Origin of the sequence: Rhizobium sp. CFBP 13726, from assembly GCF_014841925.1 — a bacterium.
GTDB classification, from domain to species: Bacteria; Pseudomonadota; Alphaproteobacteria; order Rhizobiales; family Rhizobiaceae; genus Neorhizobium; species Neorhizobium soli.
The window spans coordinates 1,060,368-1,076,435 of sequence record NZ_JACYUU010000001.1; the positions used below are offsets into that span (position 1 = coordinate 1,060,368).

Below are 16,068 nucleotides of genomic sequence, written 5' to 3' on the forward strand. Positions count from 1 at the left end.
CCAGCCTGGTCGAGATAAATCGTTGAAACGAAAAAAGCCCAGTCTTTCGACCGGGCTTTTTTGTTGCTTTGAGATTCGAGCCTTACTGGCCCTGCTTGGCAGCGTTCTGAGCTTCTTCAAGCTTCTTGCGCGCTTCCTCAGCCTTCTTCTGCATGCCTTCTTCCAGGCTACGCTGGCTTTCCGCAAGCTGCGACTGGGTGATAGCGGCACCGTCATAAGCGCCGGTGAAGCCGGTCAGCGAAACCTTGATCGGGTTCGGCGCGCGACGGAAGTTCATCGACGTGAACACGACGTCGGTGCCCTTCTTGAGGCTGGCGATCATCGCATCCGTCAGGGGCACTTCAGCTGTGCACTTGTCGGGAAGGCAGACGGCGTAGTCGAGCTTCTGACCCTTGGCACCGTCGATCTGCATGATGATGCCAGGCTGCACCATACGTGCGGTCGGAACCGAAACCTGAAGGATCTTGCGGTTGACCTTGCCTTCGACACTGATGAGGCCGATTGCCGTGATCAGCTGGCCGTTCTGGGCCAGAATGATGTTCTGCACAACGCAGAGATCAGCATCGTCCTGCTTGGTGCAGGTCTTGAACCAGCCAAGCGGCGGACCGCCGGCACCGGCGCCGCCCTGTGCGGGAGCTGCCTGCTGGGCGAAGGCTGCAACCGGCAGCGCAGCTACGCCGACCGAAACAGCAAGAGCAGACATGGCCGTCCGCATAACTTTGGTTGCCTTGAGCATCATAACGAAATCCGTCTCCTGAAATCCGCGGGCGCAGCATGCGCCGTCCACCCCGTCGAGATGTCCTACTGCCTGTCACCTGTCGCTCAAATGAGGCAATTGAATGACTCGGCGGGTGTTGCCAATCTGTTACATCGACGCGACGGCGATATCCAGCCTTTCTTTTGCTATTTTGACAAACCTCACCGTTGCAACGCAAGTTTGAAGAGCCTGTGCTTGGTGCATTGTCACCTATCCGCTATTTTCCGCCCGAATCAGCAGTATTGAGAGAAACGGAATGCTTTCATGAAGCGCAGTATATCCTTCTTGATCGCAGCGACGCTGTTTGTGCCTGTTATGGTATCCGGGGCGCGGGCGCAGCCTGTGCACGCGATCTCCATGCATGGCGAACCTGCCCTGCCCGCCGATTACCAGCATCTGACCTACGTCAATCCGCAAGTGAAGAAGGGGGGCAGCGTCCGCTACGGCGTCGTCGGCACGTTCGACAGCCTCAACCCGTTCAATCTGAAGAGCATCCGTACCACCGCCCGCGGCGTCTGGGATCCGGCCTTCGGCAACCTGATCTATGAAACGCTGATGACACGTTCCGCCGACGAGCCCTTCACGCTCTATGGTCTTCTGGCCGAAAGCGTCGAGTGGAATGACGAGCGCACATTCATCCAGTTCAACATCAATCCCAAGGCAAAATGGTCCGACGGCCAGCCGGTGACGCCTGAGGACGTGATCTTCTCCTTCGAGGTGCTGCGCGACAAGGGTCGGGTACCGTTCTCCAGGCGTCTCGCCCCCGTGGAGAAGATGGAAAAGGTCGGCGAGCGCAGTGTCCGCTTCACCTTCAACGACAAGGTCGACCGGGAATTCCCACTGATCATCGCCGCCTCCACCCCGATCCTGCCGAAACACGCGATCGACCCGGAGACATTCGATCAGTCGACCCTGAAGGTGCCGCTGGGCTCGGGACCCTATCTCATCAAATCCATCTCGCCGGGCCAGCGCATCGTCTACGAGCGCGATGAGAAGTACTGGGGCAAGCATATTCCGGCCAAAGTCGGTTTCGACAATTACGACCGAATCAGCGTCGAATACTTTTTGGAAGACAACACCCTGTTCGAGGCGTTCAAGAAGGGCGAGATCGACATCTATCCCGATGGCAGCCCGACCCACTGGGCGCGCGCCTATAATTTCCCGGCCATCCGGACTGGAGACGCGGTCAAGGAAGCCTTCACGCCGCAACTGCCGACAGGCATGCTGGGCTTCGTGTTCAACACGCGCCGGTCGATCTTTGCAGACGTCAACGTGCGCGCCGGCCTTTCGCTGGCCTTCGATTTCGAATGGGCGAACAGGAACCTGTTCGAAAACGCCTATACCCGCACCGAAAGCTTCTGGCAGGGTTCGCCGCTGACCTCTCTCGGCAAACCGGCGGACCAGCGCGAGCTAGAAATCCTCGGTGACACCAAGAACCGAATCGAGCCCGACGTACTCGATGGTACCTACCGTATCGAAAAGACCAACGCGTCCGGTGCCGACCGCAAAGTGTTGCGAAAGGCCGTCGACCTTCTGAACAAGGGTGGTTACACGATCAAGAACGGCCGCATGACAAATGCCAGCGGGCGCCAGTTGTCGTTCGAGGTCATGACCCAGACCGTCGATCAGGAAAAGCTCGCCATCGCCTACCAGCGAGCCCTTCGGATGATCGGCGTCGACATGGCGATCCGCACAGTCGATGATTCGCAGTACCAGTCGCGTTCGGGCAGCTTCGACTACGACATGATCGTCAAATCCTATCCGTCGTCGCTGTCTCCCGGGATCGAACAGATGGGACGCTGGGGCTCCACCTCCCGTGACACGCCCGGCAGCTTCAATTTTGCAGGAACAGCGGATCCCGATATCGACCGGTTGATCGGGACCATGACAGCCGTCCGTAGCAAGGAAGATTTCGAAGCAACGGTTCGCGCCTATGACCGCCTGCTGATTTCAGGCCATTACATGGTGCCGCTCTACCATATTGCCGACCAGTGGGTGGCGCGGCGCAAGCAGATACGCTATCCGGAAACCTTGCCGCTATACGGCTATCAGCTCAACACCTGGTGGGATGTGCGGGCGCAGTAGACAGCTCGCCACCTCCCGATCGCAAGCCAAACCTGATTGGAAAGAGAACGCCGATGGAGCGCATCACCGTAGATATTGTCTCCGACGTCGTGTGCCCCTGGTGCTACCTGGGCAAGGCGCGGCTCGAGCTCGCAATTGCCGAAGTCCAGGACGAGATCGGTGTCGACCTGAACTGGCGTCCCTATCGCCTCAACCCGGACATTCCGCCTGAAGGTGTGGACCACAAGGCCTTTCTCGAAGCAAAGCTCGGCGGCAGCGAAACGGTCGCCCGCGCGCACGGGGCGCTGACCCAGCTCGGCCAGGAAGTCGGCATCGCGTTCAATTTCGACGCGATCACAGTCGGCTCGAACACGCTCGATGCCCACCGTCTGATTCAGTGGGCGATGGTGGAAGGCCGCGAGGTTCAGGATCGCGTTGTGACCGCGCTGTTCAAGGCGAATTTCGAGCAAGGGCGCGTTGTCGGGGACCACGCGGTTCTTACAGACATCGCCGTCGAAGCCGGCATGGATCGCACGGTTGTCGAGAACCTTCTGGCAGGTGACGCCGACAAGGATACGGTCCTTGCCGAGATCGACGCTGCGCAGAAGATGGGCGTCAACGGCGTGCCGTTCTTCATCATCGACGGACAGTATGCGGTGAGCGGCGCCCAGATGCCGGATGTTCTCGCGAACGCGTTCCGCGAAATCGCCCAGCTCAAGGCCGAAGCTCGCAAGGGCATGATCTAGCTTTTCGGAAAGTGTCCCCGGTGCAGAAAGACCAGCCCCTCAAGGGTGTCCTCATCGCCTTTGCGGCCTTTGCCGCCTATGCGTGGAGCGATGCCAGCGTGAAATTGATCGAGGGCCAGTTGAGCCCCTATCAATCCTCCTTCCTCGGCGCGGTCTTCTGCCTCGTCGGTCTGCCCTTCCTCATGAAGAAGGGCGACCGCTGGACGGATATCGTCAACACCACCAACCGCCCGCTCTGGATCCTGCGGTTCGTGGCGCAGGCCGGCGGCACGATCGGCAGCGTCACAGCCTTCACCCATCTGTCGATGGCCGAAGCATTCGCGCTGATCTTCCTTCTTCCGTCCTTCGTCACCATCATGTCCGTCCTCTTCCTGAAGGAACAGGTGGGATACAAGCGCTGGGCAGCCGTCGTCATCGGCTTTGTCGGCGTCATGGTCGTGCTCCGCCCCGGCTTTCGCGAACTCTCGATCGGCCATCTCGGCGCCGTCTTCGGCGGCCTGAGCGGGGCCATCTCGATTGTCGTGTTCAGGGCCATGGGACCGTCGGAAAAGAACATATCGCTCTACGGTGCAGGCGTGCTCGGCACCCTCGTCGTGTGCGGCTTGCTCGCCCTGCCCGGCTTTCAGGCGCCGACGGCAATGCAGTGGCTCTGGCTGGCCGGCTATGGGCTTCTCGGAGCGCTCGGCTCCATTCTCGTCATGTATGCCGCGGCCTATGCACCAGCGACCCTGATCGGCCCGACGCAATATAGCCAGATGCTCTGGGCGGTGCTGTTCGGTTACCTGGTCTTCGGAGACCATATCGATCTGGCGATGGTGATCGGCATCATCCTGATCATCGGATCCGGCATGCTGACGCTCATTCGCGAACGTGTTCGCGGCACGCCACTCCCGCCGGCCCTTGGCTCGGATACGCAGGCCGCCGCGGTGATGGCGCCGCAAACGCCAGACACGAAGCCCTGAAAGCCACAGTATCGATGGAACGAAAAAGGCCGGCGAGCTCTGCTCACCGGCCTTTTGTTTGTTGTCAAAGCGACGTGACGCTTCAGGTCTTCGCCAGTTCCGCAAACTGCGTCATCACCTGAGCTGCAGCCGTTAGCCGCTTTGTCGGCGTCGGCAGGTCGCGGTTGAGGAATATGCTCTGGTCCGGCCTGATCTTCGCGAGCGATCCCTGCTTGGCGATATAGCCGACAAGCGCCGCCGGGTTGGGGAACTGCTTGTCGCGGAAGACGATGACCACGCCCTTTGGACCGGCATCCACCTTCTCGACATTCGCCTTGCGGCAGAGTGTCTTGATATAGACGACCTTGAGCAGGTTCTGCACCTCGGGCGGCATCGGCCCGAAGCGATCGATCATTTCCGCGCCGAACCCGTCGATTTCCGACAGTTCCTGGACTTCGCCGAGGCGGCGATAGAGACCCATGCGCAGATGCAGATCTGGCACGTAGTTCTCCGGGATCATGGTGGTGATGCCGACGGAAATCTGCGGCGACCAGCCGGTATCGAGGATCTCGTCTTCGCCCTTCACCTCGGCAACCGCCTCTTCCAGCATCTGCTGGTAAAGCTCGAAACCGACTTCCTTGATGTGGCCCGACTGTTCCTCGCCGAGAAGATTGCCGGCACCGCGAATGTCGAGGTCGTGGCTTGCCAGCTGGAAACCGGCGCCCAGCGTATCGAGCGACTGCAGCACCTTGAGGCGACGGTCCGCCATCTGGGTGAGCGTCTTGTTGACCGGCAGCGTAAACAGCGCGAACGCCCGAACCTTCGAGCGCCCAACGCGGCCACGCAGCTGATAGAGCTGTGCCAGACCGAACATGTCGGCGCGGTGCACGATCAGCGTATTGGCGGTCGGCACGTCGAGACCGGATTCGACGATCGTGGTCGAGAGAAGCACGTCATACTTGCCGTCGTAGAAGGCATTCATGATGTCTTCCAGCTCGCCGGCAGCCATCTGGCCATGCGCAACGGCTACCTTGAGTTCCGGCACGTCCGACTGCAGGAATGCCTGGATATCGGCTAGGTCGGCAAGCCTTGGGCAGACGTAGAAGCTCTGGCCACCTCGGTAATGCTCACGCATCAGCGTCTCGCGAATGACCAAGGGATCAAACGGCGAGATAAAGGTTCGCACAGCCATGCGGTCGACCGGCGGCGTGGTGATCAGCGACAGTTCGCGAACGCCCGTCATGGCCAACTGCAGCGTCCGCGGGATCGGCGTCGCAGACAGCGTCAGCACATGCACGTCGGTCTTCATGTCCTTGAGCCGTTCCTTGTGCTTGACCCCGAAATGCTGCTCCTCGTCGATGATCAGAAGGCTCAAGTTCGCGAACTGGATGCTGTTGCCCAGCAGCGCATGGGTGCCGACGACGATATCGACCTTGCCCTCGGACAATTCCTTCTTCGTCAGCGCCAGTTCCTTTGCCGGCACAAGACGCGAGGCCTGTGCAATCCGGATCGGCAGCCCGCGGAAGCGGTTGGTGAAGGTCTTGAAATGCTGGCGTGCCAGCAGGGTCGTCGGAACGACGACCGCAACCTGAGCGCCGTTCATCGCGGCAAAGAAGGCCGCGCGCAGCGCCACTTCGGTCTTGCCGAAACCGACGTCGCCGCAAACGAGGCGATCCATCGGCCGTCCGGCGGCCAGATCGTCACGCACGGCCTCGATCGCAGTTGCCTGGTCTTCCGTCTCGTCATAGGGGAAACGGGCTGCGAACTCGTCGTAGAGCCCTTCCGGCGTTGCCAGAACCGGTGCACGGCGCACCATGCGTGTCGCAGCGATGCGGATGAGGTCGCCGGCCATATCGAGCAGGCGCTTCTTGAGCTTGGCCTTGCGGGCCTGCCAGGCGCCGCCACCCAGCTTGTCGAGATTGGCTTCCGCTGCATCCGACCCGTAGCGGGACAGAAGGTCGATATTTTCGACGGGCAGGAAAAGCTTCGCCTGATCCGCATAATGCAGTTCCAAACAGGCCCGCGGCGCGCCGGCGGCCTCGATCGTGATCAGGCCGACAAACTTACCGATGCCGTGTTCGGCGTGGACGACAAGCGATCCTTCATCGAGACCCGCGACTTCGGTCAGGAAATCTGCACCGCGCTTGCGGCGCTTGCCGCGCCGAACCATGCGGTCGCCGAGAATATCCTGCTCGCCGATCACGGCGATGTCGCCCGTCTCGAAACCCGCCTCCAGGCTCATTACGGCCGAAGCCGCTTCGCCTTTTTCAAGCTTCTGAAGGTCCGACAGCTTTTCGATAGGCTTGATGCGCTTCAGGCCGCGTTCGTCCAGCACCTGCAGCAGGCGGTCAAGCGAGCCGGCGGACCAACCCGTGATCAGAACCTTCGTGCCTTCGGCACGCTTGTCGGCGATGTGCTTGACGACGAGATCGAAAATATTGACACGAACCTCGCTATCGGAATCGTGTTCCTGGGTCTCGGACCCAGTCTCCGCCTGGCTTTTCGCCCAGCGCGGCCCCGTATGGGCATCCAGCGTCAGAACCGGCCGGCCGGCCGAATCCATCTCGTTGAAGGGCGTGAGCCGGATGGCCGCGACCTCATCGAGGGTTTCGGCAAAAGACTTGCCGTCGAGATAGAGCTGGCCCGGCGATACCGGCTTGTAGGGCGTTGCCTGCGCGGCCGCGCCCTTGCCCAGGCTCGCTTGATCGCGGCGTGCCTCGAAGTAGTCGTTGACGAGCTTGGAGCGCTCTAGTGCCGCTTCGCGCGCGTTGTGATCGGTAACGATCCGGAAGCCGCTCAGATAGTCGAATGCGGTCTCGAGCTTCTCGTAAAACAACGGCAGCCAGTGTTCCATGCCGGCGTAGCGACGCCCCTCGGATACGGCCTGATAGAGCGCGTCGTCACGGTTGGCAGCACCGAACAGCGAAAGGTAATTCGTGCGGAAGCGGCTGATCGTATCCGGCGTCAGCGTCACTTCGCTCATCGGGTTAAGGTCGAGCGAGCGGGCCTGGCCCGTCGTGCGCTGGCTTGCCGGATCGAACGACCGGATGCTTTCCAGCGTATCCCCGAAGAAATCCAGCCGCACCGGTTCTTCCGAACCCGGCACGAACACGTCGAGGATACCGCCGCGCACCGCAAATTCGCCGACTTCGCGAACCGTGGAAACGCGGTCGAAGCCGTTGCGCTCAAGCCGCGCCGCGATGTCATCCATGCGGATCACATTGCCGGGCTTGGCCGAAAACGCGAGGCTTTCGATGACCGAAGCAGGCGCGATCTTCTGCAACATCGCATTGACCGTGACGAGCACGATTGCCGGATGCGGCTTCTTGGCATGCGCGATCAGCCCCGACAGGGCGGCAAGTCTCCTCGCGGAGACATCGGCACTCGGCGACACACGGTCATAGGGCAGACAGTCCCAGGCCGGCAGCGACAGAACCGGGATTTCCGGCGCGACGAAGGACAGCATCTGCTCCAGATCCGGCATCCGCTGGCCGTCCGAGAGAACGTAGGCAACCGACTGTCCGGCCCGCGCCAGTTCCGCAAGAACAAGCGGTTCGGTGCCGGCCGGCACACTGCCGATCGTCAGCGGTGTTGAGGCCGCCGCGATCTTCTTCGCGTTAAATCCGGAAATCATTGGCCGAGTTTCTCTTGCAACGACTCTTTCGTTACCGGATCGAAATCCGGCTTGTAGGCGGCGATACGCGCAAACAGAGGTGTATTGCGCTCCTCGGGCAGCGCCATAGCGCCGGTGATCCATGCGTGCAGGTCGTGGTCCTGCTCATCCATGATCACTTCAAACTCGTCCAGTTCGGTATCGGAGAGGTTGGAAATCTCCGCTTCGGCGAAGCTGCCGAACACGAGATCCATCTCGCGAATACCGCGATGCCAGCAGCGATAGAGAATACGTCGGCGACGGGGGTCGAGATCCGCGCTGGTGCGTGCCAATCCAGTCATAAGCCAAGTCCCTGTTTTGCGGTTCATATAGGATTGTTTTCGGCTCGCGTCACCTTGCCAAATGGGCAAAACTTGCGCCATTTAGCCAACCATGCGTCCTGCCGTCCTCGATCCGCTGTTTGCCTCCGTCTCATCGCTGCCCGGCGTTGGCCCGAAGATCGCCGACCTGATCGCGCGTGTCACCGGACGCGAGGATGCGGAAGACTGCCGGGTCGTCGATCTCCTGTTCCATGCGCCCTATTCGCTGATCGATCGCCGCAATCGTCCGGGCATCGCGCTCGCGCCGCAGGGAGCGATTGTCACCATCGAGGGACGCGTCGACCGGCATCAGCCGCCACCGGCCCGGACCAACCAGCCCTACCGGGTCTTTCTGCACGATGAGACGGGCGAACTCGCCCTCACCTTCTTCAGGGCAAAGGGCGACTGGCTGCACAAGACGCTTCCTGTCAACGAACAGGTCATGGTCAGCGGCAAGGTCGACTGGTTCAACGGCCGCGCCTCGATGATCCATCCGGATTTCATGGTGAAGGTATCGGAAGCCGAAAACCTGCCGCTTGTGGAACCAGTCTATCCTATGACCGCGGGCCTCTCTTCAAAGACATTCCGCCGGACGATCGAAGCTGCAATCGCACGCCTGCCGCAGTTCCCGGAATGGGCGGATTTGAGCCTCACGCAGCGTCAGGGCTTTCCTACCGTAACGGAAGCCTTTCAGGAACTTCACGATCCGCGCGACGAGACGGATATCGATCCCCAGTCCAAGGCACGCCGCCGCTTGGCCTATGACGAATTTCTCGCAGGCCAGGTGTCGCTGGCACTGGTGCGCCAGAAGATCCGCAAGGTGCCGGGACAGCCGATCCGGGTAAAGGGCGAGCTTGCCGCCCGTCTCGTCGCCGCGCTGCCCTTTTCGCTGACGCCCAGCCAGAAATCCTCCGTCGACGATATCATCAAGGACATGGCAGGCGAAGACCGCATGCTGCGGCTGCTGCAGGGCGATGTCGGCGCCGGCAAGACGCTGGTGGCCCTTCTGGCGATGGCAGCCGCCGTCGAAGCCGGCGGCCAGGCCGTTCTGATGGCACCGACCGAAATCCTCGCCCGCCAGCATTTCTCGACCATCTCGAAACTGGCCGGTGCCGCCGGCGTCACGGTCGAACTTCTGACCGGCCGCACCAAGGGTCGCGAACGCGAAGCCATCGTCGAGCGGATCGCCTCGGGCGAGGCCCAGATCGTCATTGGCACCCACGCGCTGTTCCAGGATACCGTCAGCTATCACAGCCTGATGCTGGCGGTCGTCGACGAACAGCACCGGTTCGGCGTGCATCAGCGTCTGCGTCTGACCGCCAAGGGCATCTCCCCGCACATGCTCGTCATGACCGCGACTCCCATCCCGCGCACGCTGGTTCTTGCTGCCTTCGGCGACATGGATGTGTCCAAGCTGACCGAGAAGCCGGCCGGCAGAAAGCCGATCCAGACCGTAACGATCCCGACCGAACGGATAGGCGACGTCGTCGGCCGCCTGCGAAGCGCCGTCGCCGAGGGCAAGAAAGCCTACTGGATCTGCCCGCTGGTCGAGGAATCGGATGTATCAGAACTGATGTCGGCCGAGGAACGCTACGCGGTGCTTGCCCGGGAACTCGGTGCCGACAATGTCGGCCTTGTCCATGGCCGAATGGCCGGACCGGAAAAAGACGCCGTCATGAGCGCCTTCAAGAATGGCGAGATCCGCCTGCTTGTGGCAACCACCGTCGTCGAGGTCGGCGTCGACGTGCCCGATGCGACGATCATGGTGATCGAACATGCGGAGCGGTTCGGTCTGGCGCAGCTCCACCAGTTGCGTGGGCGTGTGGGGCGTGGAGAAGAAGCCTCCACCTGCATTCTTCTCTACAAGGGACCGCTCAGCGAAACCGGCCATGCGCGCTTGTCGATTCTCCGCGACAGCGAGGACGGATTTCTGATCGCCGAGGAAGACCTGAAACTGCGTGGCGAGGGAGAGCTCCTCGGCACCCGCCAGTCAGGCACGCCCGGGTTCAAGATCGCAAGCCTCGAAGCACACGCGGATCTTCTCGAGATCGCCCGCAAGGACGCGACCTACCTCCTCGATCGAGATCCGGACCTCACAAGCGAACGCGGCGAGGCCGTACGCGCCCTGCTCTATCTGCATCGACGCGACGAAGCGATCCGCTTCCTGCGCGCAGGCTAAAGGGCGGTCGGCGGAGTGGTAACAGTGGGCATGTCCTGCGGTGCCGAGAGGATCGGGACCTCGCCCGGCTTCGGCGTATAGGCCGGCGATATAAGCCCACCCGAGATTAACAGTTTGGCGCCCTCTTCCGGCGTCATGTCGAGCATGATGATCTGGCTTTTGCGCACGAACATCAGAAAACCTGCCGTCGGAACAGGCGTCGGTGGCATGAACACCGCCACCATCTCCTCGCCGTCTGCGTTGAGCTTCTCGGCAATCTCGCCCTGTGCATCGCCGGCAATAAACACGAGCACCCAGGTGCCGGGTGTCGGAAACTCCACCATGCCGCACTTCTTGAAGGACGTGGACTGTTCCTTCAGGACCGTCTCGAGGATCTGCTTGACGCTCTTGTAGATCGTCCGGATAAGCGGCATCTGGTTGAGGATCGACTCACCGAAACTGACGATCGAGCGACCGATCAGGTTCCTGCCGAGAAAGCCGATGATGGTGATCATCACCATGGCCAGCAGCAGACCCGTGCCGGGAATCGTTACGTCGAAGTAGTACTGGGGGTCGTAACGCTGCGGAATGTAGGGCGTTACCCAGCTATCGGCCCAGTCGATGAAGGTAAAGGTCAGCCATATGGTGATCGCCAAAGGCGCGCATATGATCAGGCCGGTAAGAAAGTTGTTTCTGAGCCGACCGGCCAGCGATAAGCGCTCTGGGCTGTCGCTCATGAAAATTCCTTACCTGTGACTTGCATTGTCGCATTCATCGAATGCGACAATGCAAGATGCAATGCTGCGATGCAAGGGAAAGCAACCCTTTCCCGATCACTCCACGGTGACGGATTTGGCGAGGTTGCGAGGCTGATCGACATCGGTGCCCATAAACACGGCCGTGTGGTAGGCAAGCAGCTGGATCGGCAGCGAAAAGATCATCGGTGAAATGATTTCGTCTACATTCGGCAGCACGATCGTCGCCATCGTCGGAAGTTTCGAGGCAGCGGCCCCCTTCTCGTCGGTGATGAAGATGATCTTGCCGCCGCGCGCCGCCACTTCCTGCATGTTCGAAACGGTCTTTTCGAAGAACCGGTCATGTGGTGCAATCACGATGACCGGCATGTGCTCGTCGATGAGGGCGATCGGTCCGTGCTTCAGTTCGCCGGCTGCGTAGCCTTCCGCGTGAATGTAGGAGATTTCCTTGAGTTTCAGAGCACCTTCCAGTGCAAGCGGATAGCTCGTGCCGCGCCCGAGATAAAGCACATCCTTGAAGCGCGAAAGCTCTCGCGAAAGCGCCTCGATCTGCGGCTGGATGTCGTTCAATACCCGGCTCATGATCCGCGGCATCTCGGCTAAGTGCTTTACCATCGCCTTCTCGTCGCTCTCCGTCACCGTCCCGCGGACGCGACCGGCACGGATCGAAAGAGCCGCCAGAACCGCGAGCTGGCAGGTGAAGGCCTTGGTCGAGGCGACACCTATCTCCGGTCCTGCAAGAATTGGAAACACTGCATCCGATTCCCGCGCGATCGTCGATTCGCGGACGTTGACGATAGCGCCGATCTTGAGGCCCTGATCCTTGCAGTAGCGCAGGGATGCGAGCGTATCGGCTGTCTCGCCGGACTGCGAGATGAACAGCGCCGCCTGGCTGGGCGACAGCGGCAGTTCGCGGTAGCGGAATTCCGAGGCGACGTCGATCTCGACGGGAAGGCGAGCGTACCGCTCGAACCAGTATTTGCCGATAAGACCGGACAGATAGGCCGTACCGCAGGCGGAGATCGCGAGACCGGACACCGTCGAGAAATCAATCGCCGTATCCGTCGGCTTCACCGTGTTGGTGGCAAAGTCGATGTAATGGGCAAGCGCATGGGAGATGATCTCCGGCTGCTCGTAGATCTCCTTCTCCATGAAGTGGCGATGGTTGCCCTTGTCGACCATGAAGGTCGCGGCCTGCGAGATCTGGCTCTTGCGGGTAACCGGTCGGCCTTCGTAGTCGATGACATCGAGACGATCATGGGTGATGATGGCGAAGTCGCCATCGACCAGATAGGTGATCTCGTTGGTAAAGGGCGAGAGCGCAATCGCATCCGATCCTAAGAACATCTCGCCCCGGCCATGACCGACGGCAAGCGGCGGCCCGAATCGCGCCGAAAAGATCGTGCCGGGCTCGTCCTCGAACATCACGACCAGCGCATAGGCGCCGGAAACGCGGTTGAGCATGGCGAGCATTGCCTCGCGGTGCCCCAGGCCTTCGCGCGTGTAATGCGCCAGCAGATGTGCCACGACTTCCGTATCCGTCTGGCTGGTGAAGACAGCCCCGTCGGCGATCAGGGCGTCCTTGAGTTCGGAGAAATTCTCGATGATGCCGTTATGAACAACCGCGACTCCGTCGACGAAATGCGGATGCGCGTTCGTCTCGTTCGGAACGCCATGCGTTGCCCAGCGGGTATGGGCAATCCCGATCGTGCCCGGCAGCGGCTCTCCGTCCAACTTCTTCTCGAGGTTGAACAGCTTGCCCTCGGCGCGGCGGCGATCGAGCTTGCCCTTGTGGATCGTCGCGACGCCGGCGGAATCATAGCCGCGGTATTCCAGCCGCCGCAACGCCTCGACCAGACGCGTCGCTACCGGCTCATGGCCTACGATCCCGACAATCCCGCACATATAGGCCTCTCCAATTCTTCTCGTTCGATCGCGAAGTCCTAGCCGATTGCCCTCGCCGTGCAATCACCGGCGCGGTCACTTTCGATGTCGAACAGTAACGCGAAATCCTTAATGGGTCGGACCTGCCGCTGCGGCCTGTTCGAAGCAGTTCTTGCCCCTCCCGCAGCGACGGATCCTTCCGTCTTCAATGTAGCCCCGGACGGCTACTTCGCCTTCGATGCCTTGATCGCCAGCGCGCGCTCGCGGATCACCTTTGCGCGGTCCGGCTTCACGTCCTGCCGGGCGCGACCAAGGGCCAGCGCATCGTCAGGCACATCCTCGGTAATTACACTGCCTGACGCGACATAGGCCCCATCGCCGATCGACACCGGCGCAACCAATGACGAGTTGGATCCGATAAAGCTGTTCGCGCCGATCCGGGTCTCATGCTTGTTGACGCCGTCATAGTTGCAGGTGATCGTGCCGGCACCGATATTGGCATGCGCGCCGATGACGGCATCGCCGATATAGGTCAGGTGGTTCACCTTGGCGCCCTCGCCGACCTTGCCGTTCTTCACCTCGCAGAAATTCCCTACCTTCGAGCCCTCGGCGAGATCAGCACCTGGGCGAAGACGCGCGAATGGCCCGACTGTCGCACCCGAACTGACATGCGCACCTTCGATATGGGAAAACGCGTGAATGACCGCACCGCTATCGATCGTCACCCCGGGTCCGAACACCACATTCGGCTCGATCAGCGCGTCCTGTCCGATCTGCGTGTCGAAAGCAAGGAAAACGGTTTCCGGCGCAATCATGGTGACACCGGACACCATCAGTTCATGTCGGCGACGCTCCTGCCACAGGCGCTCGATGTAAGCGAGTTCCGCCCGGTTGTTGCAGCCGGTCAGCTCCGTTTCCGGCGCATCCACGGCAACGACCTTGCCGCCATTGGCGCGGGCGATCTCCACCAGATCCGTCAGGTAATATTCGCCCTTGGCATTGGCATTGCCGATCTGTTCGAGCAGGGCCAGAGCCTTGGCGCCATTGATTGCCATCAGGCCGCTATTGCACCAGGTGACCTTGCGTTCCTCCTCAGTCGCATCCTTCTCCTCGCGGATGGCGACAAGCTCACCATTCTCCACCAGAAGACGCCCGTAGCCGGTCGGCTTGTCCGTGTGGAAGCCGATGACCACGACATCGGCGCCATTCTGCAACTCAGCCCGAGCGGCCATGAACGGGGCAGCGGTGATCAACGGAACGTCGGCATAGGCCACCAGAACGTCGTCGAAACCTTCCGCGATCGCGTCACGCGCCGCGAGAACTGCGTGTCCGGTGCCGAGCCGCTCCGTCTGCAGGAAAGCTTTGACCGATATCCCGCCGATCGCGCCTGCCTTGGCAACCTTGTCTGCGTCGCGGCCGACCACAAGCGCCGCGTCCGTCATGCCGGCCGAAGCGACCGCTGCCATCACATGCGCGATCATCGGCCGCCCGGCAACCGGATGCAGAACTTTCGACATGGACGATTTCATCCTCGTGCTGTCGCCAGCGGCAAGAATGACGGCAAGGCAGGAACGGCTCATTTCAGAATCTCCTTCGGCGATCGCCGCCTGTGTAGCAGCAAGTGTCTTGAAGGGCGATAAACGGCATATGTCCATCAGAAACAAAAAGGGCGCCGATGAAGGCGCCCTTTGAAATTCAGCTTATAGACGAGCTCACTTCGGAAGCTTGTCGTCCACGCCCTGGATGTAGAAGTTCATGCCGAGCAGAACGCCGTCCTCGGCCTTTTCGCCGGCCTTCAGCCACTCGGAACCGTCCTGCTTGTTGATTGGGCCGGTGAACGGATGCAGTTCGCCGGACTTGATCTTGGCTTCGGTCTCTTCCGCCATCGCCTTCACGTCGTCAGGCATGTTGGTGTAGGGCGCCATCGTCAGGATGCCGTCCTTCAGGCCGTCCCAGATCTGCTCCGACTTCCAGGAACCGTCGAGAAGTGCCTTGGTACGCTTGATGTAATAGGCGCCCCAGGTGTCGACGATCGCGGTCAGCTGCGTCTTCGGGCCGGCGGCGATCATGTCGGATGCCTGACCAAATGCGAAGATGCCGCGCTCGGCTGCAACCTGCATCGGTGCCGTCGTGTCAGTGTGCTGGGTCAGGATGTCGACGCCTTGGTCGACCAGTGCCTTGGCGGCATCGGCTTCCTTGCCCGGGTCGAACCAGGTGTTGGCCCATACGACCTTGAGCTTGAAATCAGGATTGACCGACTTCGCACCGAGTTCGAAAGCGTTGATGCCCATCACCACTTCCGGGATCGGGAAGGATGCGATGTAGCCGGCAACGCCCTTCTTCGACATCTTCGCAGCGATCTGGCCCTGGATGTAGCGGCCTTCGTAGAAGCGCGAATTGTAGGTCGCGAGGTTCGGACCAGCCTTGAAGCCGGTTGCATGTTCGAACTTCACGTCCGGGAATTTCGCGGCAACCTTCACGGTCGCATCCATGAAGCCGAACGAGGTCGTGTAGACGATCGCGCAACCGGAGCGGGCCATGCGCTCGATCGCACGTTCGGCATCCGGACCTTCCGGCACGCTTTCGAGGAACGGCGTCTCGATCTTGTCGCCAAGTGCCTTTTCCAGCTCGATACGGCCGCGATCATGCGCCTGGGTCCAGCCGCCGTCGGTCTTGGAACCGACATAGATGAAGCAGACCTTCTTCTTTTCCTGGGCCTGCGCGCCGGTCGAGAAACCACCCAGAAGGGCGGCCGACGCGGCTAGGGCGATAATCAGTTTCTTCATTTCCT

General features: G+C 61.0%; 12 protein-coding genes. 5 read left to right on the plus strand and 7 right to left on the minus strand.

Translation table 11 applies throughout. From position 1 onward, the window contains the following. Nucleotides 1-82: 82 nt before the first annotated feature. Entirely contained in the window at nt 83-739 is a 657-nt protein-coding gene (locus tag IFT66_RS05250) for an invasion associated locus B family protein (RefSeq protein WP_062456811.1), read from the minus strand. 333 nt (nt 740-1,072) lie between these two features. Between IFT66_RS05250 and IFT66_RS05255 the strand changes: the two genes are divergently transcribed. The 3 genes from IFT66_RS05255 to IFT66_RS05265 are packed head-to-tail and all read left to right on the plus strand — an operon-like array spanning nt 1,073 to nt 4,529. Continuing rightward, entirely contained in the window at nt 1,073-2,842 is a 1,770-nt protein-coding gene (locus tag IFT66_RS05255; protein WP_192077142.1) for an extracellular solute-binding protein, read from the plus strand. Nucleotides 2,843-2,895: 53 nt separating this feature from the next. Further along, a complete protein-coding gene (locus tag IFT66_RS05260; protein ID WP_192076920.1) occupies nt 2,896-3,567 on the plus strand; it encodes a DsbA family oxidoreductase in 672 nt (223 codons plus the stop codon). Between the two features lie 20 nt (nt 3,568-3,587). Continuing rightward, nucleotides 3,588-4,529: an EamA family transporter gene (locus IFT66_RS05265; protein WP_192076921.1), complete on the plus strand. Its 942-nt coding sequence runs from the start codon at nt 3,588-3,590 to the stop codon at nt 4,527-4,529. Between the two features lie 82 nt (nt 4,530-4,611). Here IFT66_RS05265 and mfd read toward each other — a convergent pair whose 3' ends face one another. After that, a complete protein-coding gene (gene mfd / locus IFT66_RS05270) occupies nt 4,612-8,142 on the minus strand; it encodes a transcription-repair coupling factor (protein ID WP_192076922.1) in 3,531 nt (1,176 codons plus the stop codon). Continuing rightward, nucleotides 8,139-8,462, minus strand: coding sequence for an FAD assembly factor SdhE (locus IFT66_RS05275; RefSeq protein ID WP_192077143.1), 324 nt, complete (start codon nt 8,460-8,462; stop codon nt 8,139-8,141). Before IFT66_RS05275 ends, mfd begins: the two co-directional genes overlap by 4 nt. A gap of 91 nt (nt 8,463-8,553) precedes the next feature. Between IFT66_RS05275 and recG the strand changes: the two genes are divergently transcribed. After that, nucleotides 8,554-10,659: an ATP-dependent DNA helicase RecG gene (recG, locus tag IFT66_RS05280; protein WP_192076923.1), complete on the plus strand. Its 2,106-nt coding sequence runs from the start codon at nt 8,554-8,556 to the stop codon at nt 10,657-10,659. Here recG and IFT66_RS05285 read toward each other — a convergent pair. The 3 genes from IFT66_RS05285 to glmU form a co-directional block, all read right to left on the minus strand. Continuing rightward, nucleotides 10,656-11,375 carry a DUF502 domain-containing protein gene (locus IFT66_RS05285; RefSeq protein ID WP_192076924.1) on the minus strand — a complete coding sequence of 240 codons (720 nt, stop codon included), beginning with the start codon at nt 11,373-11,375 and terminating at the stop codon, nt 10,656-10,658. The two genes, recG and IFT66_RS05285, sit on opposite strands and share 4 nt — an antisense overlap. Before the next feature lie 96 nt (nt 11,376-11,471). Continuing rightward, complete coding sequence (glmS, locus tag IFT66_RS05290) at nt 11,472-13,298, minus strand: glutamine--fructose-6-phosphate transaminase (isomerizing) (RefSeq protein WP_192076925.1); 1,827 nt, start codon at nt 13,296-13,298, stop codon at nt 11,472-11,474. Nucleotides 13,299-13,501: 203 nt separating this feature from the next. After that, nucleotides 13,502-14,857 (minus strand): bifunctional UDP-N-acetylglucosamine diphosphorylase/glucosamine-1-phosphate N-acetyltransferase GlmU, encoded by a 1,356-nt coding sequence (gene glmU, locus IFT66_RS05295; RefSeq protein WP_192076926.1) that lies wholly within the window; start codon nt 14,855-14,857, stop codon nt 13,502-13,504. On the opposite strand from glmU, the gene IFT66_RS05300 reads away from it, so the two are divergent. Then, nucleotides 14,793-14,969, plus strand: coding sequence for a hypothetical protein (locus tag IFT66_RS05300; protein ID WP_192077169.1), 177 nt, complete (start codon nt 14,793-14,795; stop codon nt 14,967-14,969). The two genes, glmU and IFT66_RS05300, sit on opposite strands and share 65 nt — an antisense overlap. A gap of 20 nt (nt 14,970-14,989) precedes the next feature. Here IFT66_RS05300 and IFT66_RS05305 read toward each other — a convergent pair whose 3' ends face one another. Continuing rightward, entirely contained in the window at nt 14,990-16,063 is a 1,074-nt protein-coding gene (locus tag IFT66_RS05305; protein ID WP_062456782.1) for a BMP family ABC transporter substrate-binding protein, read from the minus strand. Nucleotides 16,064-16,068: the final 5 nt, after the last annotated feature.

Excerpts from the sequence above, each read along its gene's own strand:
- glmS (WP_192076925.1), bottom strand. The coding sequence starts at position 13,298 with ATGTGCGGGATTGTCGGGATCGTAGGCCATGAGCCGGTAGCGACGCGT.
- IFT66_RS05255 (WP_192077142.1), top strand. The coding sequence starts at position 1,073 with ATGGTATCCGGGGCGCGGGCGCAGCCTGTGCACGCGATCTCCATGCAT.
- IFT66_RS05275 (WP_192077143.1), bottom strand. The coding sequence starts at position 8,462 with ATGACTGGATTGGCACGCACCAGCGCGGATCTCGACCCCCGTCGCCGA.
- IFT66_RS05285 (WP_192076924.1), bottom strand. The coding sequence starts at position 11,375 with ATGAGCGACAGCCCAGAGCGCTTATCGCTGGCCGGTCGGCTCAGAAAC.
- IFT66_RS05250 (WP_062456811.1), bottom strand. The coding sequence starts at position 739 with ATGATGCTCAAGGCAACCAAAGTTATGCGGACGGCCATGTCTGCTCTT.
- recG (WP_192076923.1), top strand. The coding sequence starts at position 8,554 with ATGCGTCCTGCCGTCCTCGATCCGCTGTTTGCCTCCGTCTCATCGCTG.
- IFT66_RS05300 (WP_192077169.1), top strand. The coding sequence starts at position 14,793 with ATGGACGATTTCATCCTCGTGCTGTCGCCAGCGGCAAGAATGACGGCA.
- IFT66_RS05260 (WP_192076920.1), top strand. The coding sequence starts at position 2,896 with ATGGAGCGCATCACCGTAGATATTGTCTCCGACGTCGTGTGCCCCTGG.
- glmU (WP_192076926.1), bottom strand. The coding sequence starts at position 14,857 with ATGAGCCGTTCCTGCCTTGCCGTCATTCTTGCCGCTGGCGACAGCACG.
- IFT66_RS05305 (WP_062456782.1), bottom strand. The coding sequence starts at position 16,063 with ATGAAGAAACTGATTATCGCCCTAGCCGCGTCGGCCGCCCTTCTGGGT.
- mfd (WP_192076922.1), bottom strand. The coding sequence starts at position 8,142 with ATGATTTCCGGATTTAACGCGAAGAAGATCGCGGCGGCCTCAACACCG.